Source organism: Methylobacterium sp. J-043, assembly GCF_022829505.1.
GTDB lineage: Bacteria > Pseudomonadota > Alphaproteobacteria > Rhizobiales > Beijerinckiaceae > Methylobacterium > Methylobacterium extorquens_A.
The window spans coordinates 478,870-505,705 of record NZ_JAKSYB010000063.1; the positions used below are offsets into that span (position 1 = coordinate 478,870).

Annotated in this window: 30 protein-coding genes; 17 read left to right on the plus strand and 13 right to left on the minus strand. The window is 69.4% G+C overall.

What is annotated here, in order from left to right; translation table 11 throughout:
• Positions 1 to 43 precede the first annotated feature (43 nt).
• Positions 44 to 1,294, minus strand: a complete 1,251-nt coding sequence (locus MKK50_RS20225; protein ID WP_499024882.1) for a urate hydroxylase PuuD — start codon at positions 1,292 to 1,294, stop codon at positions 44 to 46.
• A gap of 130 nt (positions 1,295 to 1,424) precedes the next feature.
• Between MKK50_RS20225 and MKK50_RS20230 the strand changes: the two genes are divergently transcribed.
• The gene (locus MKK50_RS20230; RefSeq protein ID WP_499024883.1) at positions 1,425 to 2,357 is read left to right on the plus strand and encodes a LysR family transcriptional regulator; all 933 of its coding nucleotides are present in this window, start codon (positions 1,425 to 1,427) and stop codon (positions 2,355 to 2,357) included.
• Between the two features lie 31 nt (positions 2,358 to 2,388).
• Here MKK50_RS20230 and puuE read toward each other — a convergent pair whose 3' ends face one another.
• A complete protein-coding gene (puuE, locus tag MKK50_RS20235; protein WP_499024884.1) occupies positions 2,389 to 3,801 on the minus strand; it encodes an allantoinase PuuE in 1,413 nt (470 codons plus the stop codon).
• Positions 3,802 to 4,036: 235 nt separating this feature from the next.
• Between puuE and uraH the strand changes: the two genes are divergently transcribed.
• The 6 genes from uraH (at position 4,037) to MKK50_RS20265 (ending at position 9,836) form a co-directional block, all read left to right on the plus strand.
• Positions 4,037 to 4,435: a hydroxyisourate hydrolase gene (gene uraH, locus MKK50_RS20240; protein WP_499024885.1), complete on the plus strand. Its 399-nt coding sequence runs from the start codon at positions 4,037 to 4,039 to the stop codon at positions 4,433 to 4,435.
• Positions 4,436 to 5,338: 903 nt separating this feature from the next.
• The gene (locus MKK50_RS20245) at positions 5,339 to 6,331 is read left to right on the plus strand and encodes a DUF808 domain-containing protein (RefSeq protein ID WP_253373511.1); all 993 of its coding nucleotides are present in this window, start codon (positions 5,339 to 5,341) and stop codon (positions 6,329 to 6,331) included.
• 247 nt (positions 6,332 to 6,578) lie between these two features.
• Positions 6,579 to 7,562, plus strand: coding sequence for a putative bifunctional diguanylate cyclase/phosphodiesterase (locus MKK50_RS20250; protein WP_499024888.1), 984 nt, complete (start codon positions 6,579 to 6,581; stop codon positions 7,560 to 7,562).
• Positions 7,563 to 7,698: 136 nt separating this feature from the next.
• Positions 7,699 to 8,544, plus strand: a complete 846-nt coding sequence (locus MKK50_RS20255; protein ID WP_499024889.1) for a hypothetical protein — start codon at positions 7,699 to 7,701, stop codon at positions 8,542 to 8,544.
• Positions 8,489 to 8,953, plus strand: a complete 465-nt coding sequence (locus tag MKK50_RS20260) for a GGDEF domain-containing protein (protein WP_499025134.1) — start codon at positions 8,489 to 8,491, stop codon at positions 8,951 to 8,953. Before MKK50_RS20255 ends, MKK50_RS20260 begins: the two co-directional genes overlap by 56 nt.
• Positions 8,954 to 9,212: 259 nt before the next feature.
• Complete coding sequence (locus MKK50_RS20265) at positions 9,213 to 9,836, plus strand: OmpW/AlkL family protein (RefSeq protein WP_499024890.1); 624 nt, start codon at positions 9,213 to 9,215, stop codon at positions 9,834 to 9,836.
• A gap of 284 nt (positions 9,837 to 10,120) precedes the next feature.
• Here MKK50_RS20265 and MKK50_RS20270 read toward each other — a convergent pair whose 3' ends face one another.
• Positions 10,121 to 10,483, minus strand: coding sequence for a hypothetical protein (locus MKK50_RS20270; RefSeq protein ID WP_367399413.1), 363 nt, complete (start codon positions 10,481 to 10,483; stop codon positions 10,121 to 10,123).
• 163 nt (positions 10,484 to 10,646) lie between these two features.
• Here MKK50_RS20270 and MKK50_RS20275 point away from each other — a divergent pair, with 163 nt between their 5' ends.
• The 5 genes from MKK50_RS20275 to MKK50_RS20295 all read left to right on the plus strand — a co-directional run bounded on the left by MKK50_RS20275 (position 10,647) and on the right by MKK50_RS20295 (position 14,921).
• Complete coding sequence (locus tag MKK50_RS20275) at positions 10,647 to 10,832, plus strand: hypothetical protein (protein WP_253373516.1); 186 nt, start codon at positions 10,647 to 10,649, stop codon at positions 10,830 to 10,832.
• A gap of 419 nt (positions 10,833 to 11,251) precedes the next feature.
• A complete protein-coding gene (locus MKK50_RS20280; protein WP_499024892.1) occupies positions 11,252 to 11,548 on the plus strand; it encodes a hypothetical protein in 297 nt (98 codons plus the stop codon).
• 222 nt (positions 11,549 to 11,770) lie between these two features.
• The gene (locus MKK50_RS20285; RefSeq protein WP_499024894.1) at positions 11,771 to 12,052 is read left to right on the plus strand and encodes a hypothetical protein; all 282 of its coding nucleotides are present in this window, start codon (positions 11,771 to 11,773) and stop codon (positions 12,050 to 12,052) included.
• A gap of 145 nt (positions 12,053 to 12,197) precedes the next feature.
• On the plus strand, positions 12,198 to 13,970 hold the full coding sequence (gene ggt / locus MKK50_RS20290; RefSeq protein ID WP_499024896.1) for a gamma-glutamyltransferase: 1,773 nt from the start codon (positions 12,198 to 12,200) through the stop codon (positions 13,968 to 13,970).
• Positions 13,971 to 14,129: 159 nt separating this feature from the next.
• Positions 14,130 to 14,921 (plus strand): lysophospholipid acyltransferase family protein, encoded by a 792-nt coding sequence (locus tag MKK50_RS20295; RefSeq protein ID WP_499024897.1) that lies wholly within the window; start codon positions 14,130 to 14,132, stop codon positions 14,919 to 14,921.
• A gap of 3 nt (positions 14,922 to 14,924) precedes the next feature.
• On the opposite strand, the gene MKK50_RS20300 is transcribed toward MKK50_RS20295, so the two are convergent.
• From MKK50_RS20300 to metX, 3 genes are all read right to left on the minus strand, one after another.
• Entirely contained in the window at positions 14,925 to 15,407 is a 483-nt protein-coding gene (locus MKK50_RS20300) for a P-loop NTPase family protein (RefSeq protein WP_499024898.1), read from the minus strand.
• Between the two features lie 125 nt (positions 15,408 to 15,532).
• On the minus strand, positions 15,533 to 16,222 hold the full coding sequence (gene metW, locus MKK50_RS20305) for a methionine biosynthesis protein MetW (protein WP_253373522.1): 690 nt from the start codon (positions 16,220 to 16,222) through the stop codon (positions 15,533 to 15,535).
• A gap of 18 nt (positions 16,223 to 16,240) precedes the next feature.
• Entirely contained in the window at positions 16,241 to 17,458 is a 1,218-nt protein-coding gene (gene metX, locus MKK50_RS20310) for a homoserine O-acetyltransferase MetX (protein ID WP_499024900.1), read from the minus strand.
• 383 nt (positions 17,459 to 17,841) lie between these two features.
• Between metX and msrB the strand changes: the two genes are divergently transcribed.
• Positions 17,842 to 18,345: a peptide-methionine (R)-S-oxide reductase MsrB gene (gene msrB, locus MKK50_RS20315; RefSeq protein ID WP_499024902.1), complete on the plus strand. Its 504-nt coding sequence runs from the start codon at positions 17,842 to 17,844 to the stop codon at positions 18,343 to 18,345.
• A gap of 39 nt (positions 18,346 to 18,384) precedes the next feature.
• Positions 18,385 to 19,131 carry a peptide-methionine (S)-S-oxide reductase MsrA gene (gene msrA, locus MKK50_RS20320; protein ID WP_499024904.1) on the plus strand — a complete coding sequence of 249 codons (747 nt, stop codon included), beginning with the start codon at positions 18,385 to 18,387 and terminating at the stop codon, positions 19,129 to 19,131.
• A gap of 43 nt (positions 19,132 to 19,174) precedes the next feature.
• On the opposite strand, the gene bfr is transcribed toward msrA, so the two are convergent.
• The 4 genes from bfr to MKK50_RS20340 all read right to left on the minus strand — a co-directional run bounded on the left by bfr (position 19,175) and on the right by MKK50_RS20340 (position 22,416).
• A complete protein-coding gene (gene bfr / locus MKK50_RS20325; RefSeq protein ID WP_003604433.1) occupies positions 19,175 to 19,672 on the minus strand; it encodes a bacterioferritin in 498 nt (165 codons plus the stop codon).
• 40 nt (positions 19,673 to 19,712) lie between these two features.
• Positions 19,713 to 20,003, minus strand: a complete 291-nt coding sequence (locus tag MKK50_RS20330; RefSeq protein WP_253373526.1) for a (2Fe-2S)-binding protein — start codon at positions 20,001 to 20,003, stop codon at positions 19,713 to 19,715.
• 340 nt (positions 20,004 to 20,343) lie between these two features.
• Positions 20,344 to 21,207, minus strand: a complete 864-nt coding sequence (locus MKK50_RS20335) for a universal stress protein (protein ID WP_253373527.1) — start codon at positions 21,205 to 21,207, stop codon at positions 20,344 to 20,346.
• Between the two features lie 105 nt (positions 21,208 to 21,312).
• Entirely contained in the window at positions 21,313 to 22,416 is a 1,104-nt protein-coding gene (locus MKK50_RS20340) for an acyltransferase family protein (RefSeq protein ID WP_499024906.1), read from the minus strand.
• Positions 22,417 to 22,586: 170 nt separating this feature from the next.
• On the opposite strand from MKK50_RS20340, the gene MKK50_RS20345 reads away from it, so the two are divergent.
• Positions 22,587 to 23,297 (plus strand): DUF4142 domain-containing protein, encoded by a 711-nt coding sequence (locus MKK50_RS20345; RefSeq protein WP_499024907.1) that lies wholly within the window; start codon positions 22,587 to 22,589, stop codon positions 23,295 to 23,297.
• Between the two features lie 363 nt (positions 23,298 to 23,660).
• Here the strand turns inward: MKK50_RS20345 and MKK50_RS20350 are convergent, their stop codons facing one another.
• The 3 genes from MKK50_RS20350 to MKK50_RS20360 form a co-directional block, all read right to left on the minus strand.
• A complete protein-coding gene (locus MKK50_RS20350; RefSeq protein ID WP_253373530.1) occupies positions 23,661 to 24,347 on the minus strand; it encodes a carbonic anhydrase in 687 nt (228 codons plus the stop codon).
• A gap of 223 nt (positions 24,348 to 24,570) precedes the next feature.
• A complete protein-coding gene (locus MKK50_RS20355) occupies positions 24,571 to 25,104 on the minus strand; it encodes an NUDIX hydrolase (protein ID WP_499024909.1) in 534 nt (177 codons plus the stop codon).
• Positions 25,101 to 25,850: a DUF429 domain-containing protein gene (locus MKK50_RS20360; protein ID WP_499025136.1), complete on the minus strand. Its 750-nt coding sequence runs from the start codon at positions 25,848 to 25,850 to the stop codon at positions 25,101 to 25,103. The genes MKK50_RS20355 and MKK50_RS20360 overlap by 4 nt, the downstream gene beginning before the upstream one ends.
• An 80-nt stretch (positions 25,851 to 25,930) precedes the next feature.
• On the opposite strand from MKK50_RS20360, the gene dut reads away from it, so the two are divergent.
• Both dut and MKK50_RS20370 read left to right on the plus strand, forming a co-directional pair.
• Entirely contained in the window at positions 25,931 to 26,437 is a 507-nt protein-coding gene (gene dut, locus MKK50_RS20365) for a dUTP diphosphatase (protein WP_499024910.1), read from the plus strand.
• Positions 26,438 to 26,618: 181 nt separating this feature from the next.
• On the plus strand, positions 26,619 to 26,819 hold the full coding sequence (locus MKK50_RS20370) for a hypothetical protein (RefSeq protein WP_003605412.1): 201 nt from the start codon (positions 26,619 to 26,621) through the stop codon (positions 26,817 to 26,819).
• The last annotated feature ends 17 nt before the right edge of the window (positions 26,820 to 26,836 follow it).

The window sequence follows — 26,836 nt, forward strand, 5'->3', positions numbered from 1 at the left end:
GAGGCGTTCCGTTGTCGCGAATGGCGAAGTCGGGGCGGAGATCTCAGCGCGCGGCGTCCGCGAGCCAGGCCGCGATCACGCCGCGCTCCGCGTCGGTCATCTCGGTGACGTTGTTGGGCGGCATGTTGTGCGTCAGCACGACCTGCAGGCGGATCGCCTCGGCCTGGCGGCCGATGGCCTCGGCGGTGTCGAGACGAACGCCCTTCGGCGCCACTCCGATCCCGTCCCAGACCGGCTCGGCCGCGTGGCACATGGCGCAGCGCCCCGCGACGAGTTCGACGATGGGGTCCGGCGGCACGGCGCCCCCGTGACCGGCCGAGGCCAGGGCGGTGGCCGGCGGGCCTTCGGCCTGCGGCGGCAGGCCCAGCACCGAACGGCCCCCGGCGCTGCCGGCGACGGCGAGGACGAAGGCGGCGGCCAACCCCGCCGAGGCCACGGCCCAGGCCCACCAGGGCGAGCGGGCGTGGTCGGCATGGCGCACGTTGTAGAAGAAGCGGATCACCGCGCCCGAGGCGGTGACCAGGGCGACGATGAGCGGGATCGTCGCCTTCGAGGCGAACAGCATCGGGTAGTGGTTGGCGATCATCATGAGGACGACCGGCAGGGTCAGGTAGTTGTTCTGCGCCGAGCGCTGCTTGGCCTGCTTGCCAAGACTTGGGTCCGGCCTCTCCCCCTTCAGCAGCGCGGCGACGACCTTGCGCTGGTTCGGGATGATGATGAAGAAAACGTTGCCAGCCATCCAGGTCGCCATCAGGGCGCCGGTATGGATCAGGGCGCCGCGGCCGCTGAACACTTGCGAGAAGCCGAAGGCGGCGAGCGTGATGGCGAGCAGGCCGACCGCCGCGAGGCCGGTCTCGCTCTCGCCGAGCTTCGAGCGGCAGATGCGGTCGTAGACCAGCCAGCCGAGCGCCAGCGCCCCGACGCCCAGCGCCGCCGCGACGGGGGCCGACAGGTCCATCACCGCCGGATCGACGAGATAGAGCCGCGACTGCGCGTAGTAAATCCAGGCCAGCAGCACGAAGCCCGACAGCCACGTCGTGTAGGCCTGCCACTTGTGCCAGGTGAGGTCCGGGGAGAGATGCTCCGGCGCGACGAAATACTTGCGCATCTCGTAGAAGCCGCCGCCATGCACCTGCCAGGCTGCGGCGCCTTCGCCGGCCGGGATGTCCGGCGTCCGCTTCAGCGAGGCGTCGAGATGCATGAAGAAGAACGACGAGCCGATCCAGGCCATCGCCGCGACGATGTGGAGCCAGCGCAGCAGCAGGCTTCCCCATTCCCAGACGAAGCTCTCCACGGCCTCTCCCTCCCGTATCCGGCTACAATTCTACCGCTGTCGGCAGGGCTGTATGCCCATCAAATTCCTTGCCAGTTTTCGAATTTTTCGCTCAATCGGGGGCAAGGCTCGGAAGGGGCTCGGAGGGCGGATGCTGTCCCTGGAGAGTATCCGCATCTTCATGCGCGCGGCGGAGACCGGCAGCTTCTCCGCCGCCGGCCGCTCACTGCGCCTGTCGCCCTCGGTGATCAGCTACCGCATCCAGACGCTGGAGCAGCATCTCGGCTGCCTGCTGCTCACCCGCACGACGCGGCGGATGAACCTGACGGAGGCCGGCCGCGTCTTCTACGACCGCTGCCTCGACATCGCGGCCTCCGTGGAACGCGCGGAGAAGAGCGTCGAGACCCAGGGCGCCGCGCCGCGCGGGACACTGAAGGTCACCGCCCCACTGACCCTGAGCCGGCGCGTCGTGGCGCCGCTGATCCCCGCCTTCCGCGAGCGCCACCCGGAGGCGGACGTCCACCTTCGGCTCTCCGATCATCTGCTCGACCTCGTGCAGGAGGCGGTCGACGTGGCGGTCCGTCTCGCGCAGATGCGCGACTCGACCTTCACCCTGCGCAAGGTCGCCGATATCGAGCGGATCCTGTGTGCCTCACCGGCCTATCTCGCCGAGCATCCCGCCCCCGAGAGTCCGGCCGGGCTCATCGATCATGACTGCCTGCTGCTGCGGTTTCCCGGATCCGAGCAGTTCCGCTGGAGCTTGCGCGACGGCGACGAGGTCGTGACGCTGCCGGTCTCCGGGCCCATCGACGCGGATGACGGCGACGTGCTGACCGAATGGGCGCTCCAGGGGCAGGGCATCGTCCTCAAGCCCGTCTTCGAGGTGGCGCCCTACCTTGCCGACGGCCGCCTCGTGCCGCTCCTACCGGGCACGCCGCCGACACCGGTGACCCTGGGCGTCGTCTACCCGTCGCGCAAGATGCTGCCCGCCCGCGCCAAGACCTTCGTCGAGATGACGACCGAGGCCCTGCGCGCCCATGTCGGCGCCGGGCTCGACCTGATCGGCCGGCGCCGGGCGCGGTAGGGACCGGTGCCGGGAGGCGGCTCGCGCGGGATCAACCCTCCGAGGGCAGCCGGTCCTTCAGGCGGAGCCACGCGATCCGCTCGATCTGGCGCAACGCCTCCTGGAATTCCTGCTCGGGATCGTTGCGCAGCCGCTCCTCGAACGCCGTCAGGATCGCCTCGCGGCCGCTGCCCTTGATGGCCATGACGAAGGGCAGGTCGAAGCGCGCGCGGTAGGCTGCGTTCAGCCGCTCGAACCGCGCCAGCTCCTCGGCCGAGAGCGCGCCGAGGCCCGCACTGCCCTGCTCGGCGGTGGAGGCTTGCGTCAACTGCCCGGCCAGGGCGAGCCGGCCGGCGAGTTCGGGATGGGCGCGGATGAGGGCGCGCTGCCGCTCGGCGGGCAGGCCGCGCAGGGCGCCGACGAGGGCGGCATGGAGCCCCTCCGCACTGTCCTCGCGCGCGGTCAGGCCGGCCTGCCAGGCCGCAAGCGCGATCTCCGGTGTATCCTCGAAGATGTCGCCGAACCGGGTGAGGAACTGCGCCGCGCTCATGGTGCTCGGGCGTAAGGCGTCGGCCGGGTGCCGCGCCGTCCAGTGCCGGGCGATGTCGATGCGGCGCGCCAGCCAGACGCCGTCATGGGCGGCGACGTGGTCGAGGAAGCGCGCGATCGCGGCGATGCGGCCGGGCCGGCCGACCAGACGGCAGTGCAGACCCACCGACATCATCTTCGGTGCGGCGGCGCCCTCCGCGTAGAGCGCGTCGAAGGTGTCGCGCAGGTAGGTGAAGAAGTGCTCGCCGGTGTTGAAGCCCTGCGCGGTGGCGAAGCGCATGTCGTTCGCATCGAGGGTGTAGGGCACCACGAGGCCGGTGCCGGCCCGCCCGTACAGCCAGTAGGGCAGGTCGTCGGCGTAGGAATCGGCGAGATAGGCAAAGCCCCGTTCCAGGCCGAGTTCCAGCGTGTTGACGGAGGAGCGGCCGGTATACCAGCCGAGGGGGCGCTCGCCCGTCACTTCCGCGTGCAGGCGGATCGCCGCATCCATCTGCGCCGCCTCCTCCGCGCGTGGCATGTCGCGGTAATCGATCCACTTCAGGCCGTGGCTGGCGATCTCCCACGCCGCCTCCCGCATCGCGGCCACGACGTCCGGGTTGCGCGCGAGCGCGGTGGCGACGCCGAACACGGTCACCGGCACGCCGCGTTGCGTGAAGAGCCGCCACAGCCGCCAGAAGCCGACGCGGGCGCCGTACTCGTAGATCGACTCCATGTTCATGTGGCGCATGCCCGGCCAAGGCGCGGCGCCGACGATCTCGGATAGGAACGCCTCGGAGGCCGCATCCCCGTGCAGGATGCAGTTCTCAGCCCCCTCCTCGTAGTTGAGCACGATCTGCACGGCGATCCGGGCGCCGCCGGGCCAATCCGCCTGCGGAACGTTGCGGCCGTATCCGATCAGGTCGCGGGAGGTGTGCATCGATGACCCCGGGTCTGCCGCGCAGGCGCGCGGATCGTTCCGACTCGCTTCGGAAGGTTGCGAAGATGCAACGATAGCGCCGCGCGGATTCCTGATCTGTCGGACTTTTCGAAAGCTGCTCCCGAAAATCCGGGTTGGTGCATGGGACCCGATCTGCAAGGTTGCGGTGCCGGCAAAGCGCGGCCCTCGGGCAGCCGCGGATCGCCCGGCGACTCCGGAGGAGGAACCGCATCCCATGGCCGTCGCAAACCCCGCCGCACCACCGGATGCCCGGCGGCTCACGACCCACGTGCTCGACACGTCCACCGGCCGCCCGGCGGCGGGACTGGCCCTTCAGCTTCTGCGCATCGAGGGTGCCTCCCGCACGCTCCTCAAGACGGTCGCGACCAATGCCGACGGCCGCTGCGACGCGCCCCTCCTCTCGGGCGAGGCGATGGAGCCCGGCACCTACGAGATCGCCTTCGAGGTCGGCGCCTACTTCGCCCGCACCGCCGCCGGCGGCGAACCGCCGTCCTTCCTCGACATCGTACCCGTGCGCTTCCGGATCGCGCCGGAGGGCCCGGACGTCCCCCCTCATATCCACGTGCCGCTCCTGATCTCCCCCTATGGCTACAGCACCTATCGCGGAAGCTGAGCCCTGGGCGGACCCAGCCTACACGGCTCCGCCGCCGACGCCGATCGGCCCTACGCGGTGGTCCGAGTTCGAAGTGAGCGCCGGATTCAGGGTCAGGTGTCGTGCAGCAGGCCGATGCCGCGGCAGCCCGCAGGGTGAGCGCATCGAAGGGCGGCAGCCTCATCCCGGCTCACGACCTCGACGCTTCAGCGATCCTCGATCAGGCACAGGGGGGCGGAACGAGCCGCCCGACGCCTCCCCAGGGAACGGCTCCGCCGCCGCTCGCAGGAGCCCTCGTACGAGCTTCTGGCACCACCGGAGCGGATTGCGACCGAGGAACGGCGGCGACCCGATCGGGTGGCAGCCGCGGCGCCTGCGCCGGGGCGGCAGGCTGCGTTCGATCGGAGGGCTTATGCCGCCCAGGCCAGAATCAATACGCCGCTGAGGAACATGGCATAGGTCGCGAGCAGCGCGGAAATCTCACGGTGCTTCGAAACGACGGCGCGGGGGACGGACAGCATGGCGGCGATCAATCACGAGGTGACCGGATCAGGCTGATAGCCAAACCTTGACGGATTTGGAGAGGCCAGGGCTCTGTTTCGCAAGAAAAGACGAAGTGTTGCGCGCTAGCGACTCTTTTCCGGGGCCGATCCTGCCCGTCACCGCCTGCCGTCCCATTCCCCCTTCGGCGTGCCGTGATGATCGTGCCCGGCCCGGCCCGGTGGGTTTCCTGGCGATGAGCACGACCTTCTCGACCCCGCGCACTGGACGCCTCCCCACGAAACGCCGCGCGCACCGTATCCGGGACGGGGTGCGCGGTTTTTGGCGTCAGTGCGATCCGCGCCCTGCCTCATGAGACGCATCCTCGCTTAACCGCTACGCTGCGCCATATGCTCGCCGAGTAGAGAACGGGATGAAGCGACTGTGAGCGTCGGACTGCTAGCCCTCTTGGATGACGTGGTCGCCCTGACAAAGGTTGCGGCCGCTTCGCTGGACGACGTGGCGGCCCAGGCCGCCAAGGCCGGGACCAAGGCGGCCGGCGTCGTGATCGACGACGCCGCGGTCACGCCGCGCTACGTCGTGGGCTTCTCGCCGGATCGCGAATTGCCGATCGTCTGGCGTATCGCCCGCGGCTCGCTCATCAACAAGCTGGTGTTCCTGCTGCCGGCCGCGCTGCTGCTCAGCGCCTTCGCGCCCTGGGCAATCACGCCGCTCCTGCTGCTCGGAGGCCTGTACCTCGCCTATGAGGGTGCCGAAAAAGTCTACGAGATGATCGTGCCGCACGCGGCCCACGATCACACGGCCGAAGCGAAGGCAAGGGCGGCCGCACCGAATGCGCAGGTTCTGGAAGACCAGCGGGTCTCGGGCGCGATCAAGACCGACTTCATCCTCTCGGCCGAGATCATGGCCATCACCCTGTCGGGCTTGGGCGATGGCACGGTCTGGTCGCGCGCCATCGTGATGGCGCTCGTCGCGATCGGCATCACGGTCGCGGTCTACGGCGCCGTCGCGTTGATCGTGAAGGCCGACGACATCGGTCTGGCGCTCGCCCGGCGAGGCAGCGGCGTGCTGGCCGCGATCGGCCGCGGGCTGGTGCGCGGCATGCCCGTCTTCCTCAAGGCGCTGGCCCTCGTCGGCACGGCGGCCATGGTCTGGGTCGGCGGCGGCATCATCGTTCACAGCCTCGCGGGCTACGGTTTCGCAGGCCCCGAGCACGTGATCCACGAGGCGGCCGTGGCCGCGAGCGGGGCCGTGCCGGCACTCGGCGGCGTGATCGCGTGGCTGGTGACGGCGGGCGGCGCGGGCGTGATCGGACTGCTCGCAGGCTTCGCGCTGATCCCGATCGCCGGCAAAGTCCTGGCACCGGCCTGGAGGGCGATAACGCAGGTCCTCCCCATGCGGAAAAAAGAAACCTGACAGACCTGAGAAGAAACCCTGGGGCCGCCCCCTTCTCTGCTTGGAGCGAACACCTCCAAACCCATTTTTATGCTTTAGGATTTGTTAGGGATCGCTAGCGGCGGGAATTAGATAAACATACGATAACTCTTCATTAGGCTCTGCGCTTTATCCTTTGTTGGCTTGAACGTCCGATAGCCGATGACTTGGGAAAGCGTGAGGGCGCTCCAACCACGATGCTTGCAGCCTTCTCAAGGAGGCTCCTTCCATGAGAAGCGAGCCCCCGGTTTCGTCGCAGCGCCTGCATCGTGCGGAGGCCGGGCAACACATCGGTCCGGTTCATCGCTCGGCCGTGGCCGGTTCGACCGCACAGCGTCTCGGCCCGGAGCGTTCCGCGAACGGCAGCGCGGGCGTCCCGCAGATCCCGGCTCGCATCGAGGATCTTGGGGCCCCGGATCTCCGGTCGGCCCTGGCTGGGGGAGAGTTTTCGCTCGCCTACCAGCCGATCGTGTCGGCGGCGACGGGGGCGATCACCAGTTGCGAGGGGCTGCTGCGTTGGCAGCACCCGTCCCTGGGGCCGGTCTCACCCGCTGATTTCATCCCCCTGGCCGAAAGGACGGGGGCGATCGGCCCGATCGGAGCCTGGGTTCTCGAGACCGCCTGCCGACAGGCGGCAGCATGGCCGGAATTCTGTCGGGTCTCGGTGAACGTCTCCCCGGTTCAATTGCAGGATCCGGACTTCGCGGACCGGGTCGTCGCCACGTTGCTGGCAACCGGACTGGCGGCATGCCGGCTCGAACTGGAGCTGACCGAAGGCGTCCCGATGGGTGACGTCGCCGTCGCGCTCGAGGGCGTCGCGGCCATCCGCGCCCTCGGCGTCAGCATTGCCCTCGATGATTTCGGAACCGGCTTCTCGTCGCTCGGCTACCTGCAGCGCTTCACCTTCGACCGGCTCAAGATCGACCGCACCTTCATCACAGGCCTCGGTGAGGCGCGCGAGAGCTGGTTCCTGGTCCGGACGATGCACGACATCGCCCGTCATTTCGGGATGGCGGTGACCGCCGAGGGGATCGAGACCGAGGACGAAGCCCGGATGCTTCGCGAGATCGGCGCGACGGAGTTGCAGGGCTTCCTGTTCAGCCGACCCGTGACGGGCGAGGCCGCGACAGCGCTCTTGAGAGAGCAGTCGCACAGGCTGCGATCGGGCAAGGCCGGACGCCTAATGAAATCCTTGGACCACGCGGTCCCATGATGCGCCGTACCGCCCAGCCCCCGCGAACGGGGCAACCGGGATCGGATCCGGACCGCTGTTCCGGAGTGCCTTTCGCCGAACCGGCAATCCGCTCCGAGGCTGGAGCGATCACACGCGCGGGTCTTCCATAAAGGTCATGCTCGACTTCAACACCCTCCAGGTCGCCGGTATCAGCAGCCGCCTTGCTTTCTTTGTGGTATTTCTCGTCACCCTACTGCGGCACCCACGTGAGATTTATTTCGGAATCTGGGCCGGCGCGCTCAGTTTCTCGCTGATAGCCTCATTTCTGATGCTCGGAGATCCACCGAGCGTGCCGCTGAATGCCGTCAAAGGAAGCGTCGTCTACATCCTGTACGGGTCGAGCCTTGCCGTGTCCTGGGTCGGCTTGCGTCTCTTCCACGAGCGCACGCCCGTCCCCCTCCCGGCCCTCGGGCTCGCGCTCTTCAGCGGCCTGTCCTACGGCCTCTTGCTCCAGGCCGGGGCGTCGATGTCGTGGAGCCTGAGCGCCGTGTTCGGCTGCATCACGCTCTGCACAGCCCTGTGCATTTGGGAAATCCTGAGAACGCCCGCTCCGATGCGCCTGTGGACGCAGTACATCGTCCTGGCGGGCTTCGGCGGATACTTCTGCGTCTTCCTGCTGTCGATCGGCGTGGTTCATTTCGCGAGCGAGCGCCTCGCCGCGCCCGAGAGCGGTATCTACTCGCTGCTGTTCGACCTGTGGTGCGGCGTCTTCATTCAGGTCGGCTATCTGGCCATGGTGAGCGAGCGAGCGCACGTGAAGCTCAGTCGCCTGGCCGACACCGACCCGCTCACCGGGCTGGCGAACCGGCGCGGATTGTTCGCGGCGAATGAGCCAGCGGGCCGGCCTGTCCCCCTCCCAGCCACGATGCGCGATCCTGCTGGCCGACATCGACCACTTCAAGGCGATCAACGACACCTACGGCCACGACGGCGGCGACGCCGCCCTGGTCGGCTTTGCTGAGCGATTGCGCGGCGTGATGCGCAAGAACGACCTCGTCGCCCGCTGGGGCGGCGAAGAATTTCTGGTCGTGCTTGACCAAGCCGATGCCACCATGGCCGCCACCGTCGCCGAAAGCCTGCGAAGGTCCGCCGCCAGGCAGCCCTTCACCGTGAACGGAGCGCCCGTGACCGTGACCGCCAGCATCGGGGTTGCGGTCGTGGCGGCCGGCGAGGAGCGAATCGACGCCGCCCTGTCCCGGGCGGACGCGGCCCTCTACGCCGCCAAGAGAGGCGGCCGCAATCGCGTGTGCTTCGAACCGGCGCCGCCTCAGCCGGACACCCGCGCCACCCGAACGGAGCCGTCCTCCGGGCTTCGCGAGGCCATCGAGGCCATCCAGGTCGTCGGCCAGCCGCGATCCGAGCCAGCCTGAGCGTCACGCACGGAACGCCCGTCGAACGTCCGCGCGCCCGGAGAAACGGTCCGCCGACAGGCATGTCGTGAGGCGGGCCGAAACGACTTTCCTCGAGATCTGAAAAACAGAACTCATGTTCGACCATCCTGCCGCGTCCCCTTCGCCCTCCGGGCAGGACCGGCGTCTTGCCTGCGCGTCACACAGGTCGGGATCGGTCCGGAGCAAAGCGTCGCGACCGGGCCTGCTCGCGGCCGTGCTCGGCATCATCGGGGTCGGCATGCTTGGGGCTTCCGCCCCCTGTGAGGCCGCCGAGCCGGCGGCGAATCCGGTCTCCGGCGGGCTGACCGCGGGGAGCCTCCTCGTCCGCGGCCGCGTCGTCGGCTCCATCCCGGTCGGCCAGTTCTCCCGGGTCGAGCCGATCGGCGGCCGCGTCATCACCCCGGCGCGCGCTCTGCCGGATCTCGACGTGACGTATTTCCTGTCCGATCATTTCGCGCTGGCCGGTCAGGTCGGCGTGGTGTCGACCCGGACCTCGATCCGCAACTCGTTGATCGGCGACCTGCCGATCGGCTCGACCTGGAGCCTCGCCATGACCGGTGCGGTCCAGTTCCACTTCCTCCCGCACGGGGTCTTCAACCCTTATATCGGCGCGGGCGCGGGCTACACCCACCCGATCGCCTACGAGCCGGCAAAGCCGCTCATCACCAAGATGGAGGCCGATCCGCAACTGGGGCCAATGCTTCAAGCCGGCTTCGACTGTCACCTCGGCGGCGACTGGTACGCGAACATGGAGATCAAGAAAATCTTCCTGCCGCCGCAGGTCTCCCGGATTGGTACCGGCAGCGCGACGGTGCGGCTCGACATGCTGATCATCGGTGCGGGTATCGGCTACCGCTTCTGAACGACGGCCGGTCTCGGCCCGGCCCGCGAGCAGGGGCCTCCGAAGATCGCACCGCGGATCGCCGGAGCGAGACGGGGCCGCCCGGAACCGGATCCGAAAGGCCGGCATCAGGCCAGCGTCTCTCCGTTTTGGTTGTGACGCACATTCTTTCGACGAACCGGAAACCGCTTCGTCGGAATGGCGCTAGAGCCTCGTCCCGAAAGGTGGCCCCCGGCTTTCGGAAAAGACGATGCAAAAACGAGTGCCTAGAGCATCGTTCTGGATCCGATATCCAGGACGATGTTCTAGCGCCACCCCTGCAGCCAGGATGTGACGGGATCGACGACGTAGGCCGCGACGGAGGCGGCCCAGGCGCCCGCCCGAGCCGTCAGGGGAAGGCCGGCCCTTCGCGCGGCCTCGTCCTCGCGGGTGTGTTCGAGCATGGTAGCGGCCACCAACTGGTCCTCGTGCGCCCTGCACTCGTCGAGGACGTTGCGCTGCGCCCCGGCCCGGCTCTGACCCGGCGGTTGCCGGCCATAGGCCTCGCGGACGCAGTCATGCCAAGCCGCTTCGAGATCCTCGAGATCGCGCGTGCGCGCCGCCGCGGCGTCGGCGCCCAGGCTGCCGCCGATCACGAACAGGGCAAGGAGAAGCCGTGGCGCGTTCATCGCGTTCATGGCGGCGAGATGCTCCCGAAGCCATCAAGGCCGACTTAACGGGCCGCCGGCCGCAGGCACCGATGACGGGACGGTCGCAAGGGACACGCGAAGGAACGACTCCGCCTCACGGCGCTTCCCACCTTCCAACGACACATCGCCGACAGGAAGCCGCATGGCCAAGGACGTGACCACCTACACGCTCAAGCAGGCGCTCGCCGCCAAGGTTGAGGACCACATCGAGATCGCGGTGGAAGCCGAGGACGGGACGAAGTTCAAGATCCGCGCGACCGCCGATCAACTCGATGCACTCACGGGCGATCTGGAAACGATCCTCGACGGCGACGACGCCGACGCCTAACCCGCCCCCACGGCTGGCCGAAGGTCCGATCCCGGCGCCAGCCGTCACAGCCCCCACGCCATTACGGCCGATGCCGGCGCCACGCCCTCATATGTTCGAGGGCCGGACGCCGGCATCATGATGTCTGCCTCCGAGCCGCTGAGCGACGGCGGAAGGGCGCTCGGCCAAGGCCCCCGCGGCATCGAACCCCGACACGCCTTGCGCGCCGATACGGCGGGACACGCAACGCGCGAATCATCCGGGCGCGCGCGACGGATGGCTTGCGCCGGTGCGGCACGGCACGCCGCCCGCCAAATCCCGATCATTTCAGAGATTTTTGTCAGGGCCTCGTCCGATTGCACGGGACGAAAAATCGGTTTGTGAACGTTTTATGACATATTGGAACGCGCGATCATCGTGCGTGGAGGAGACATAACAAGATGCGGATCGTCCCCATCCTCGCAGCCGGCCTCGTGCTCGGCACCATCGGCGCCACGGCGGCCTCCGCCGCTCCGGCTCTGCCCCAGCCGGGTGTCATCGCCGGCAACCCCGCCCAAACCGTGGATTGGCATCCCAGCACCAGCCACTGGGATCATCACTTCCACGCGCATCAGGAGTCGCTGCGCTACCACCAGCCGACGGAAGCCGAGCACCGGATCCGCCGTATGCGGCGCACGGAGCCGCACCTGCGCGACCCGGCATGGACTGCCCCCCGCTACCGGCTCGGCAATCGCTAAGCACCGTCCCGAAAGGCGGCCACCCGCTTTCGGTAAAGGACGATGCAAGGACGAGAGACTGGAGGATCGTCCCGGATTCGAGATCTGGGACGATCCTCCCAGGGTGTGCCTGCAAGAGGTTGTCCATCCGGCCTGAACCGAAGACGTCTCGCGATCAGCCGGTGCGAACTTTCCGGGGGCCGCGGGGTTGAGGGATACCATTTCCCTCGGACAGGACCCCTCATGCGGCTCACGACGATCGCGCTGGCTCTGACACTGAGTCTCCCAGCGGCCGCCATGGCTCAGGCCGGCGCGGGCGCGCCGCCCTCGCCGCCGAGCCCGAAGGCTTCGGCCACGGGCTCGCAGCCGGTGCCCGGCCCGAGCACGGCCGGTGCTCCGGTCGGCACCCCGAACAAGCCGGCCGTCGTCGGCGGCACGCCGGGCGCCGTGATCGGCGGCACGCCCACCAGCGGACCGCCCGGCACCGGCGGCACGGCGGGCGGTCCGTCGTTGAGCGGGCGATAGAGCCTCCCCGCGTCAGACGGTGGCGGGCATCGGATGCAACGATGCCCGAATGAGGCGCGCCTCGTCCCGAGCGGGGTGCGCCGAAGGACGAGTGATCGCTCGCGGCACGCATGGCCGCGCCCCGCATTTGCGATAAGCTCGGTCCATGAGCCCGACTTCGCCCGTTCGCCCCGCCCTCGCGCTTCTCCTCGTCGCCTCCCTGGCGGTGCCGTTTCCGGCCCAGGCACAGGCGGTTCCGCCCGCGCCCGAACCGCCGCCGATCCAGTCGGACGAGGCCCGCCTCCTGCCGGTTCTCGCCCGCCGCGGCATGGTCTCATCGCAGGACGCGCTCGCCACCCGCGTCGGCGTCGAGATCCTGAGGCGGGGCGGCAACGCCGTCGATGCGGCGGTGGCGGTCGGCTTCGCGCTCGCCGTCACCCTGCCGCGGGCGGGCAATCTCGGCGGCGGCGGCTTCATGATGGTGCACCGCGCCGCGGCCAAGGAAACCGCTGCGGAAACCATCGCGATCGATTACCGCGAGACCGCCCCGGCCGCGTCCACCGCCGACATGTTCCTGAACCCGCAGGGGGAGCCCGACCGCGCCGCCTCCACCCGCACCGGCAAGGCGGTGGGCGTGCCCGGCACGGTGCGCGGCCTCGCCGAGGCCCACAAGCGCTACGGCTCGGGCAAGCTCACGCTGGCCGACCTCATCGCTCCGGCGGAAAGGCTCGCCCGCGACGGCATCCCGGTCGAATCCGGGCTGGCCGATTCCCTGCCGCGGGCGTCCGGCCTGCTCGGGCAATGGCCGTCGAGCCGGGCGGTGTTCTTCGAGGGCGACCATGTGCTCCCCCGCGGCGCGACCCTGCGCCAGACCGATCTGGCCGACACCCTGAAGGCGATCGCCGAGCGGGGGCCGGACGCCTTCTACCAGGGGCCGATCGCCGACAAGATCGCCGCCTCCGTCCAGGGCGCGGGGGGAATCATGACCGCGGCCGATCTCGCCGGCTACCGGCCGGAGATCCGCACGCCGGTGCGCGGCACCTATCGCGGCTACGAGGTCGTCTCGATGCCGCCGCCGAGTTCCGGCGGGGTGCATCTCATCGAGATCCTCAACATCCTCGAGGGCTACGACCTCGCCGGCATGGGCGCAGGCAGCGCGGGCGCGCTTCACACCCTCGCCGAGGCGATGAAGCCCGCTTATGCCGACCGGGCCACTTGGCTCGGCGACCCGTCGCGAACCAAGGTTCCGGTCGCGGGGCTCATTGCCAAACCCTACGCCGCGACCTTACGCGAAAAGATCGACCCGGAGCGGGCCAAGTCCGCCGCGGAGGTCAGCGCCGGCAATCCGCTGCCTTACGAATCCGACCAGACCACGCACTTCTCGGTGGTGGACGCGGAGGGGAACGCCGTCTCCAACACCTACACGCTGAACTTCTCCTACGGGATCGGACTGGTCGCCGAAGGGACGGGCGTGCTGCTCAACAACGAGATGGACGACTTCTCCGCCAAGACCGGGGCGCGCAACGCCTACGGCCTCGTCGGCGGCGAGGCCAACGCCGTAGCGCCGGGCGCGCGCCCGCTCTCCTCGATGACGCCCACCTTCGTGTTCCGGGACAGCAAGCTGTTCCTCGTCACCGGCAGTCCCGGCGGCAGCCGCATCATCACGACCACGCTTCAGGTCATCGTGAACGTGCTCGATTTCCGGATGAACCTCGCCCAGGCCGTCGCCGCGCCGCGCATCCACCACCAGTGGCAGCCCGACGTGCTGATGGCCGAGGAGGGCGTCTCGCCCGATACGCTCGCCCTGCTACGGGCCAAGGGCCACACCGTGAAGGTCGGCGCGACCTCGGGCTCGGCCAATTCGGTGATGGCCGAGGACGGCCTGCTGGCCGGCGCCTCCGATCCGCGCCAGCGGGGCACGCTGGCCGAGGGGCCTTAGCGAGCCCCCTCCGACTGCCGCGACCAGGGCTCTGCCCTGGACCCGCGAAAAGGCGAGCCTTTTCGAAATCCGGGCTCTTGCGGCGGCCCCGGCGGGTTTCCGCGGTGGGCAAGCGCAGGCGCACACGGTAAAGGAGCGCCAGCCTCACGCGGACCACCGATGCTCCTCTTCCGCTCGCTTGCCTTCAACCTCTCCTTCTACGTCGCGACGGCCGTGATCGCGATCGGGGGACTGCCCGCGTTCATCACACGCAAGGGCGTGATCCGGGTGGCGCAGTTCTGGGGCCGCACGGTGGTGTTCCTGCTGCGCGCGATCGGTGGGACACGCGTGGAGTTCCGCGGCCTGGAGAACATCCCGAAGGGCCCGCTGCTGGTCGCCGCCAAGCATCAATCCGCGCTGGAGACGCTGGCGCTCACGATCCCGTTCGACGATTTCGGCTACGTGCTCAAGCGCGAGCTGATGTGGATTCCGGTGGTCGGTTGGTACTTCGCCCGGGGCGGCATGGTGCCGATCGATCGCTCGAAGGGCACGCGGGCGATGGCGGCGATGAACAAGGCGGCGGCGCAGGCCATCCGCGACGGGCGCCAGCTCATCATCTTCCCCGAGGGCACCCGCCGCCCGGCCGGCGCCCCGCCCGCGTACAAGCAGGGCGCCTCCCACCTCTACGCGGCGCTGAACGTGCCCTGCCTGCCCGTTGCGCTGAACACCGGCCTCTATTGGCGCCGCCGCGGCTTTCGCCGGATGCCGGGCACGACGGTGATCGAGTTCCTGCCGGTCATCCCGCCGGGGTTGCCGCGTCCCGCCTTCCTCAAGGAGCTGCAGACCCGCATCGAGACGGCCTCCGATGCGCTGCTGGCGGAGGGCCGGGACGACCTCGCCCGCCACGGCCACCCGGTCGCCGTGGCGATGGGCGGCTCGACGCCCGTGCCGGATCCATCCGGGACGCTGTGAACATCAGACGGCCGCGAAACGGCGGACGGCGGAGGGCCCGCGCAGAACGACCCGGCGGCCGGCAAAGCTTTCGACAAGTGCGAGGCTGCGCGTCCGGCGGATGCGGTTCCAGCGCGCGGTATACTGCAGGAACTCGAACGTGAGCTGCTCCGGGCAGCCCTCGGGCCCGTCAGGCCGCACCTGCCCCAAGCTCGACAAGGTCCGCCGCAGCATCCGCGCCGTGCAGCGCCACGCCGGCATGTCGAGATAGATCACCGTGTCGGCTGCGGCGAACCGGGGCGCGATCGTGTCGATGTAGTTGCCGTCGACGACCCAGACGGGGAGGGCGGCGATCCGCTCGACTTCGGCGCGGAAGGCCGCGGGCTCGGCCTCGACCCAGCCGGGGTGCCAATAGGCGCGGTCGAGGTGGAACACCGGCAGACCGTGCCGGGCGCCGAGATCGCGGGCCAGGGTCGATTTCCCGCTGCCCGGCGGCCCGAGGATCACCACTCGCCGGGGCGGAGGCCTCGTCCCAGATCCGATTGATCCCTTCAGGATGGCGGATTCGACTTCGATCAGGCGCCGCGCGGGCTTACCGATACGCTCCCCGCTCGGATCGAGCGGAAACCGTATCACCCCCGCCCCCCACCGCGCCGCAGCAGGAACACGCCCTGCGCGCCGATCAGGTTCCAGAACCACCACGGCATCGAGAAGCGCATCGGCCGGCCCCGCGCGTCGAGGGCGGTGGCCTTCTCGATGCGGGCGCCGACATCCCGGCACAGGCCGACGAAATCGCGGATCGTGCAATGGTGGATATTGGGGGTCTCGTACCACGTCTCCGGCATAATCTCGGTGACCGGCATCCGGCCGCGGAAGGCGAGTTCGGCCCGCACCCGCCAATGGCCGAAATTCGGGAACGAGATGATGACCTGCCGCCCGATCCGCAGCAGGTGCTCCAGCACGATGCGCGGGTTGCGGGTCGCCTGGATGGTCTGGGACAGGACCACGACGTCGAAGGCATCGTCGGGGTAGTTGGCGAGATCGGTGTCGGCGTCGCCCTGGATCACCGGCAGGCCGCGGGCGAGGCAGGCGTTGACGCCTTCGCGCGAGAGTTCGATACCGCGGCCATCGACGCCGCGACGGTCGCGCAGGAGCGCCAGCAGCGAGCCGTCGCCGCAGCCGATGTCGAGGACGCGCGCGCCCGGCGGCACGAGGCCGAGCACGACGATATGATCGACGCGCGCCGTGCCCTCGCCTCGGGGCAGCGCCTCGGCGGCCTCCCAGGGAACGCCCGAGGCGGCGTCGGTGAAGCTCTCGCTCATCGTCTCACAGTCCCGTTCTCAAAGACCTCTGGCGCGGGCCGCGGCGTCGATGAAGCCCCTGGCGGCGGAGAACATCGCCGGTTCGTCGAGCAGGAAGGCGTCATGGCCCTTGTCGCTCTCGACTTCGACGAAGGCGACGGGTGCCGCCACCGCATTCAGCGCGTGGACGATGGCGCGGGAATCGGCGGTGGGGAACAGCCAGTCCGAGGTGAAGGACATCACGCAGAAGCGGGTCTTCGAGCCGCGGAAGGCATGGCCGAGCACGCCGCCATGGTCCTCGGCGAGGTCGAAATAGTCCATCGCCCGCGTGAGATAGAGGTAGGCGTTGGCGTCGAACCGCTCGACGAAGCTGAGACCCTGGTGGCGCAGGTAGCTCTCGATCTGGAAGTCGGCGTTGAAGGAGAAGGTCGGCGCCGCCCGGTTCTGCAGGCGGCGGCCGAACTTGCGGTGCAGGGCCGGCTCGGAGAGGTAGGTGATGTGTGCGCCCATCCGCGCGACGCCGAGGCCCTTGGACGGCCTCGTGCCGGCTTCGAGATAGCGACCCTCCTCCCAGGCCGGGTCGGCCATGATCGCTTGGCGCCCGACCTCGTGGAAGGCAATGTTCTGGGCCGAGTGGCGCGCACCGGTGGCGATGGGCATGGCGGCAAACACCCGCTCGGGGAAGAGCGAGGCCCATTGCAGCACCTGCATCCCGCCCATCGAGCCGCCGATGCAGAGGAACAGGTCCGGGATGCCGAGCCGGTCGAGCAGCATCGCCTGGGCGCGGACCATGTCGCGGATCGTCACCAGCGGGAAGTCGAGCCCGTAGGGGCCGCCCGTCTCCGGGTTGAGCGAGGCGGGCCCGGTCGAGCCCATGCACGAGCCGATGACGTTCGAGCAGACGACGAAGTAACGGTTGGTATCGACCGGCTTGCCCGGCCCCACCAGCGTCTCCCACCAGCCGGGCTTGCCCGTCACGGGATGGCGGTGGGCGAAATGCTGGTCGCCGGTGAGCGCGTGGCAGATCAGCACCGCGTTCGAGCGCTCGGCGTTGAGGGTGCCGGCGGTCTGGTAGGCGACTTGGAACGGCCCGAGCCGCGCGCCGGAATCCATCGCGAGCGGCTCGTCGGCGGAAAACAGCATCACCGGGCTGCGCGGGTCGGAAGCCGGCGAGGCCTCGTAGACCTCCCGGCGCGCATCCTCCCGCTGAAGGGTCTCGGCGGCGCGCTCGGCGTTCGGGGTGAGGGTGGAATCCATGGCTTGTCCCGGGTGCCGGCCCTGGAACCGGTCCCGAGCGGCCCGGCACCGACTGTCCCGCCGGTCGCAAGGGCGGATAGGATGCACCCGCGAGCGTATCTCAGGAGCCTGTCTTGGCCGGCTGACCACACGAGGTAATGTGCGCATCCCCGAGCGTCAACGCGGCGCGCCGGGCAGATCCAGGGCAACCGGGCGAAGAGACGCGCGGGCCACGCCAGCAGGGCTGCGGTCGGGACGGCCTGCGGCGGTTCGTCTTCGCGGCGGCGCTGCCGGTTCCGTGCTATCGATTGCGCGCGATTGATCATCCCTGTCCCGTCGCCGGAACCGGGGGAGCCCGTCTCCCTCGCAAGCTGGCGGACCGCAGCCCATCGGAGTCCTCGCGCATGAACCGCCGCCAGACCTTGCGTGCCGGAGCCTCGCTGCTGGGCCTGCTCGCCGCCTCCCGCCTCCCGGCCGTGATGGCCGGCCCCGCCTCCGCCGCGGGCTTCGAGGTCGAGAAGTCCGAGGCCGAGTGGCGCGCTTTGCTCTCACCCGCCGCCTACCGGGTGCTGCGCGAGCACGGCACCGAACGGGCCTATACGAGCCCGCTCAACGGCGAGAAGCGTCCGGGCCGCTTCGCCTGCGCCGGCTGCGACCTGCCACTGTTCTCGTCGAAGACCAAGTTCGAGAGCGGCACCGGCTGGCCGAGCTTCTTCGAAACCCTGCCCGGCGCGGTCGGCACGCAGGTCGACGGCGCCTACGGCATGCGCCGCACGGAGGTGCATTGCCGCCGCTGCGGCGGCCATCTCGGCCACGTGTTCGAGGACGGCCCGAAGCCGACCGGCCTGCGCTACTGCATGAACGGCGTGTCCCTGCGCTTCGAACCCGCTGCCGACGGCCCGGCCTGACACATGGATCGAGCACACGGATCGAGAAGGATCAGCACCATGACGCGCGAACGCTTCCGTCCCCGCTCATCCGCCCTCATCGGCGGCTTGGCCGGTCTCGCCCTGCTCGCCGGTGCGGCCCTGCCCCTGGCGCCCGCTGCGGCGCAGGAGGGCGGGCAGCGCCTGCCCGAGGCGGCGATGACGGCCCGGGAGACGGTCGAGAAGACGGCGAAGGACGGCTCGGGCCTGCGCACGGCGACCTTCGCGGGCGGCTGCTTCTGGGGCGTGCAGGGCGTGTTCCAGCACGTGAAGGGCGTGAAGAACGCGGTCTCGGGCTATGCCGGCGGCGCCCGCGCGAGCGCCCGCTACGACGAGGTCGGCACCGGCCGCACCGGGCATGCGGAGGCGGTGCAGGTCACCTACGATCCGGCGGTGGTCCGCTACGACGAGCTCTTGCAGATCTTCTTCTCGGTGGCGCTGGACCCGACCGAGGTGAACCGGCAGGGCCCCGACAACGGCCCGCAATACCGCTCGGCGCTGTTCCCCGCGGATGCGGAGCAGGCCAAAGTCGCAGGGGCCTACATCGCCCAGCTCGACGGGGCGAAGGTGTTCTCGAAACCCATCGCCACGAGAATCGAGTCCGGCGCCTTCTACCCGGCAGAAGGCTACCACCAGGACTACATGACGCTTCATCCGACCAACAGCTACATCGCCGCCAACGATGCGCCGAAGCTGCGGGATTTGAAGGCGTTGTTCCCCGAGCGGGCGAACGCACAGCCGGTGCTGGTGGGCCGTCCGCCGGCGTAAAGGGGAACTCTCCCCTCCCCGCGAGGGAGGAGGGGAAAGAGGATCACTCCTTCTCGGGCGCGATCTGCTCCAGGCCGCCGACATGGCGCTGGGCGTAGAGCGGCAGGCCGATCTGGCCGATCAGGTCGAGCTGGGTCTCGAGGAAGTCGATATGGCCTTCCTCGTCCTCGGCCAGATCCTCGAACAGCCGCTTGGAGACACGGTCATTGATCGAGTCGCAGTACTTGGCGGCTTCGAGATAGAGCGAACGCGCCTCGTTCTCGGCGGCGAGGTCGCACTCGATGATCTCCTGAACGTTCTGGCCGATCCGCAGCGGGTCGAGCTCCTGCAGGTTCGGAAAGCCGTCGAGGAACAGGATCCGGTCGATGAACCGATCCGCGTGGTTCATCTCCTCGATGGATTCCTTGCGCCAGAACTTGGCGAGATCGACGTAGCCCCAATCGTTCAGCAGGCGGAAGTGCAGCCAGTACTGGCTGACCGCCGTGAGCTCGCTGCGCAGGCCGCGGTTGAGATACTCGATGACCTTAGCGTCGCCCTTCATACACCTCTCTCCTCGTGAGGCGTCGGGACGAATGATCGTCTCAGGCTGCGACGCCCTCGGGCTCCCTTGTAGTTTGGAATGATCCCAAACTGCAAGACGCTTCGCAGGCCGTCGAGCAGGCATGTGCACCGCCATGCGCGGCGCTGTGCGCCTGCGCCTCGTCGATGGCGTTGCGCAGGATCGAACGGATGGTGCGGGCGCAGCGTCCACATTTCGGACTGCAGCCGAGACAGCCATAGACCTGGGCCGGGGTACGGGGACAGCCCGGACCCGGCTGCAGGCACGCGCGCACCTGTCCGTCGGAGAGGACGTTGCAAGAGCAGACAATCATGCGGGATCGCAACCTGTCGTGCCTGTCGGGGAGCCCGGCCCGCGAGAGCCGCGCAGCCCGAAGCCTCCGATCATTCGCGCCGCTCAAGGCCACCGGAAACCGGCCGATTTGAGGCAGACGCAGATTAGAATGATTGAAAACTTCAAGCTTTTCAGCAGTTTAGCGGCCGATCCGGACCCTGGCAACTCCTAACGGGCACGATTGAATGCGGCGCGAGCCTTCGTCGCGACCGTCCTCGACGCGCCGCGGGAGCCTCATCCGCCGGGACACGCTTAAGCGAACGCCTTCGCCGACAACGGGAAATTCCCCCGTGCCGGGTCGGCGCCGCGGGCCGCGTGGCTCAATGCGCCATCAGCACCGGCACGGTCGCGTGCGACAGGATGTGGCTGGTCGGGCCGCCGAAGATCATCTGGCGCAGGCGGCTCTGGGTGTAGGCACCCTTGATCAGAAGGTCGCAGCCGAACGATTCGGCGGTGTCGAGGTAGAGTTCGCCGGGGGTGCGGCGGCCGGCGGGCAGCGCCTTGTGGGCGGCCTCGATGCCTTCGCAGGCGAGCGAGCGCGCCACGTCCTCCGCGCTCGGGCCCGGCACCATGCCCCCCTCGGCGCTGAGCACGAGCACCCGCCGGGCGCGGCGCAGGAAGGGCATGGCGAAGGCGACGGCCCTCGCCGTCTCGGTCGAGCCGTTCCAGGCGATCAGGACCGCCTCACCCAGGCAGGCCGGCGCGACCGGCGGTGCCAGCAGGATCGGGCGCCCGCTCTCGAACAGGGCGGTCTCGAACGTGGTCATGCGCGGCGACCCGTCATCGGCACCGGGGCGCCCGACGACGGTCGCCGAGAACAGCCGCGCGTACTGGCCGAGGAAGGCGTCGCCCGGCGGCACGTCGGGCTGCCAGCGGTAGCGCGGTCCGGCATTGGCCGCCGCATCCGGGGCGCAGGAGGCGCCGGGCTCGCGCCGTGGCAGGCCGGCCGCCTCCATCGCCGCCACGAAGCGCTGGCCCGCATCCTGCGCCTCGGCTTGGTCGGCCTCCTCGTCGCGCAGCCACGTCATGCCGCCGACCATGTCCACGGGCACGTATTCGGCGAGCGCCGGGCGCAGGGCCACGCCCTCGATCAAGCTGCCGAAGCGGCGCGCCACCAGCACCGCCGTGGCGAAGACGGAGGGCAGGGCGTCATGGAGGGTGACCGGAACGAGCAGGGTCTTCATGGCCGGCCTCCGAGGCGTGCGAGGGACGTGACGGCCGGAGGCTAGTGCGAAACGGGGTTTGGGAAAACTGCCCATGACACCGTCATCCCCGCCGTCGTCCCCGCCTCATCGCTCGGGCGTCGCGGCGCTTTTCGAAGCTTCGGCGGAAGGTGCGGGGTCGAGCCCGCGGCGGACCAGGCGGGTCAGGGGCCGCTCCACCAGCCGGTGGACGAGGAGCGCGGCCGGCAGGGTCAGCGCGACCATCACGACGAGGCTCGGCCAGGGTCCGAGCAAGGGGGCAAGCAAGGGTGCGAGGCCGGTGCGCAGCAGCCCCTCGCGGGCCGCCCGCAGAACGAACGGGTGGATCAGGTAGAGGGCGTAGGAGGCGTCCCCCAACCGTTCGGCCGCGACGAGAAACCAGTCGGCGATCCCGCTACGCACGGCCTCGGGCCGGTCCCGGCCGAGGACCGCCGCCGCCACGAGGAAAGCGGCGGGCAGGCCCCAGGCGAGCAAGCGCAGCACCGGCTCGACCGGCGCCGCGGCGAGCCCGAACAGCCCCGCCGCGGCGAGCGCGAGCCGAACCCCTGAACCCAGGCGCACCCCCTCGGCCCGCAGGAGCGCGAGCCCGGCACCGAGGGCGAATTCGAGGACGATCGGATCGGACCAGAAGGCGAGGGGGACCGGCGGCGCGGGTACCACCCGCCCGGCGAGAACGAGGAGCACCAGGGCGCCGACGAGCCACGCCACCGCCCCGCGCCGCGAGAAGCCGAGGCCGAGGGCGAAGAGGGCGTAGAAGGCCATCTCGTAGTTCAGGGTCCAGCCCAGGCCGTAGAGCGGCAGCACCGCCCCGTCGGACCGGGCCATCGGCCAGAACAGGAACGAGGCGAGGGTGCGGGCGAGGTCCGGGGAACTGCCCTCGCCGCTGAGCAGGGTCGGCGCCGCGAGACCCAGAGCGAGGTAGAGCCCGGTCACCCCCCAGTAGAGCGGGACGAGGCGGGCGATGCGGTGGGCGGCAAAGCGGCTCCGCGCTCCGGGGCGTCCGTAGAGCGGTGCCGCCGCATGGACGATGATGAAGCCGGAGATGACGAAGAAGATGTCGACGCCCGCCGGCCAGGGCAGTCCGTGGCGCGGGACGAAGTCAATTCCCATGCGCCCGGCCAGGGCCGCAGCCTCGTTCTGCGCGTGGTGAACGACCACCATCAGCGCGGCCAGGGCACGCAGCCCCTGCACGAGGACCAGTTTTCCCCGGATGGGATCGGGATGAAAAAGCTTATTCAAATTTCGGGAACCAGCGTGGAAGGTCGTCGTTGTCGCGTCGAAGTGATCTTCACGGCCTTGATCGGTCCAACCGGTTTCTGAGGCCAGTTCGTATGTCGAAAATCCGATATTTGAGGTTTGGTATGCTGAAGAAATACGCTGCTGCGTCCGCTCTCGTCGTCGCCATGGCGACCCCCGCCTTCGCCCAGGTCGGGGGCGATTTCCGCCTCGACGCCATGCAGGCAAATGCCTTCGAGATCCAGTCCGCCCAGATCGCGCTTCAGAAGAGCCGTAACCCGTCGGTGCGGGCCTATGCCCGCGAGGCGCTGCGTGACCATCAGGCCGCCAACGTCGCCCTGGCCGGCGGCGAGCGCAACTACATGGCCGCCCGTCAGGCCGGCCCCGGCGGTCTCGTCGGCGGCCTGGTCGAGGCTCCGCTCGCCATCGCCGGCGGTGCGGTCGGCGCGGCCACGGGCGTGGCGACCGGCGTGGTCGGCGGCACCCTGCAGGGCGGCCCGGTCGGCGCGATCGAGGGCGCGGGCACCGGTCTGAGCCGCGGTGCGGCCGCCGGCGCACGGGCCTTCGACGTCGACACCACCGCGGGCACCACCGTGGTTCAGCCGAACCCGCAGCAGCAGCAGATGCTGGCCGAGCTGAACGCCACCCCGCCCGGCGCTCGCTTTGACCGGCTCTACGGCCAGCAGCAGGTGATGACGCACCAGATGTCGATCAGCATGGCGCAGTCCTACGCCCAGTCCGGCCCGAACCCGGCCCTGCGCAACTACGCCCAGCAGGCCCTGCCGGTGTTCCAGCAGCACTACGCCCACGCTCAGCGTCTTCCCGGCGCCCGCTAAGGCGGCCCATCGCACACCAGCCTGATGCGAATCGCGAGAAGCGGCGGACCTTCGGGTCCGCCGCTTCTTTTCGTTGTGGGCCGGTCGCGGGCAGGGGGCGATACGGGGCCCGCTCGATCGCACGAGACAGCGCATCGCGCGGCGCCCGAGAAGACGCCCCATCGTGCCGGCACGGCGGGACCGCTGAAATCCGGATCCGCCACGCGACGACGGACGAGAATGAAACCGGAGCGATCAATCGGAACCCGTCTCGGAGCGGATCGACCGGGTTCGGTGACGATCCGACATGAAAACGGCGCCCCCGATCAGTGATCGGAGGCGCCGTGTGTTTGCTGGATCCGGGACTTCGGAAAGACGGGCTGTTTAAGCCGCGGTGCAGCCGATCAGGGCGGAGGCCGCGAGCGTCTGGCCGTCGCGGGAGACGACGGATTCGAATTCGCCGGTCTTCGGGTCGCGGATGCGCAGCTCACCCGTCTCGATGCCGAAATGTGCGCCGTGCAGCTGCAGCTTGCCCGCCTCGACCGCCTCGCGGATGAAGTCGAAGGTCATCAGGTTTTCGAGGCTCTGCCCGATCATCGTGTATTCGAGGCGGGTGAGGTAGCCCTCCTTGTCCTTGCTGTCGCCAGCGTCGGCGAGCGTCTTCGTCGCCGGCTGGACCAGCGAGACCCAGCGGCCGATGAAGTTACCCGAAGAGAGCGGATCGGCGCCAAGGCCGGCCGCCTTGATGCCGCCGCAGGTCGCATGGCCGAGCACGACGATGTGCTTCACCTTCAGCGCCTGCACCGCGAACTCGATCGCCGAGGAGGTGCCGTGGTAGCCGCCGTCCCGCTCGGCGGGCGGCACGATGTTGGCCACGTTGCGGATCGTGAAGATCTGGCCGGGACCGGTATCGAAGATCACCTCCGGGGCGACGCGGCTGTCGCAGCAGCCGATCAGCAGCACCTCGGGCTCCTGGCCTTCCTTGCCGAGCGTCTCGTACTTGCGCCGCTCGTTCGGCAGCCGCTCGCCGAGGAAGCTGCGGTAACCGTCGGTCAGAACCTGAGGAAACATGGGCGGTTGTCCTTTCATCGTTGCTGTTGTGGTGACGCGCTTACCAAACGATCTGACCCGCCGAATCCATCCCCTCCGGCGGCTGCGCTTGCGCACATGGCGCGCGTAAAAGCCGGGAAAATCGGATGGGAGCCGATCGATTCCATCGCCGGACGGGTGCGCGCGGCCCCCGCGCATCGGCACGCTCGGCGCAGGGTGCGACCGGCATGCCGTGGGCGGCGGCTCAGGCGTCCCGCCAGTTGAGGCGGACGGGCTGGTCCGGAACGTCGCCGGCGGCGATTTGTTGCGCCAGCGCGGCCAATCCCGCGGGTTCGACGCGCTCGGCCGAGGCCGCGAGTTCCTCCAGCACCCACCAGCGGGTGCCGCGCACGGGATTGTCCTCGGTCTCGGCGAGCCGGCTCGTATCGACGCGATCGCTCGCGAGCCGGACCACGAAGTAACGCTCGCGGGCAAAGCGGGCGTTGCGGAACAGGTGGAACGGCCCGTCGCAGACGGCGACGCAGGGTCCGAGGTCCACGTCCGCGACGCCGATCTCCTCCGAGAGTTCGCGTCGGCACGCCTCCTCGTGGCTCTCGCCCGGTTCCAGCCCGCCGCCGGGCATGAACCAGAAGCCGCGGTCCTCGGGGTTGGCCGGATCGATCGGGCGCACCGCCTCGTACTCGATCAGGAGGAGGCGGTTCGAAGGATCGAAGACCAGGGCGCGGGCGATGTCGCGCCCCGGCGGATCCGCGTCGGGGTGGTCGGTCACGGGGCTCAATTCCTCATGGGCAGGGGCGCGGGCGCCCAGATCACGATCGGCAGGCCATAGCTGTCGCGCTCGATCGCGTTGGGAAGCGGTTCGGCGCGGTCTTCGGCGATGTCGCGGGCGACGACGAGGGCGACCATAGCGTCGAGATGGTCGTCGGCGCCGACCCCTGGGGGTGGCGGCGAACCGACCATCGCCTCGGACAGCCCAGCGGCGATCAGGAGGGCCCGGCGCGCGGCAAGACCCTCGGCACGGGCCGGGCCCTTCTTGCCGGCCCCGAGACGCCGCTCGCCGTTGAGGCGGAAGAAGGCGACCTCCGGATGCACCTCGTGCAGGCGCGTTACGAGATCGGGCCGCGCGCGCAGGAGTTCGTCGGCCTCCCGCACATAGCGCAGGATGTTCCAGCACTGGATCGAGGGGGCGAAGGGTGGCTCCGAATGCACCCGCGACAGGGCCTTGGCCTCGTCGTAGCTCGCGGCATAGACCGCCGCGCGGGCCGGCACCGGAAAGACGCTGGAACGCCCCGCCCCGAGAAACGCCCGCGCCGCCCGGTCGGCGGAGCGTCCTCCGCCGCTCACCCGGTCGGGCAGGCCGATCGGCACGTCGATGCCGACGCAGACCGGCGCCTCCGGCCCGTCGAGCAGATCGACTACCCGTGGGAAGCGGGCGCAGCGCCAGCGCGCCGGATCGTCGAGGTCGAGCAGGACGCCCGCCCAGGCCCCACGGCACCCATCCAGCCCCGCCACCCAGCGCGTCATCGCCTCACCCCGATTGCCCCACGCCACCGCTTCGGAGAAAGGTCTTTCCGCAGTCCTGCGCGGCCGTCGAGAGGAACCCTTTGTCACAATCCCCTTCGAAGGTCGGCCTTCACATTCTCGATCCGCGGCTCACCGGGTGGGGCTTCCCCCGATGGGGAAGTGCGGCCGCCGCGGGGCTCGATCTGCATGCCTGCCTCGATGCTCCCCTGGTGCTGGAGCCGCAGGCGCCGCCCGCGCTGATCCCGGCCGGCTTCTCGCTGCGGATCGGCGAATCCGACTGGTGCGGCTTGGTGTTCGCCCGCTCCGGCCTCGGGCACCGGGAGGGCTTGGTGCTCGGTAACGGCACCGGCGTGATCGATGCCGATTACGAGGGGCCACTCCTGATCTCCGCCTGGAACCGCAACCCACCGGGCAGCGGCGCGGCGATCCGGATCGAGCCGGGGGAGCGAATCGCGCAACTCGTCTTCACCCGCGTCCTGCGGCCGGATTTCGAGATCTGCGACGACGCGCCGGAGGCGAACAAGCAGGGGAGCAGCGAGCAAGGGGCCAGGGGACAGGGCGGCTTCGGCTCGACGGGCCGGCGCTGAGGGCCGGCGCAATCACCGGAATCCACCCCGGCGACGATCTTGGTGAATTTCAGTACAAGCTTGGCCATTTGAAGCTCAACCCATCGGCCGGACAAGCTTGTGCGAGAGAAACGACACCGGAACGATTGAACTCTTTTGTCCGCATCCCGTTGGTTTTCTGCATCCACCTGCGAGACGAACCATGGCCGCCCCCCACGACATCCTCGGTTTCTTCGAGCACCGCACCGACGGCGCCTGGATCTGTGTGAAACCCTTTACCCTCAACACCCGATCGACCCAGGTCGATATCCGGCGCGGGATGCGCTTCGAGTACGGCCGGCGCGTCGGCGGCCTCGACCTTGCCGAGTATCTCGAACAGCTCGGCTCGCAATTCGGCTCCTGACGGCTCATTCCAGGGTC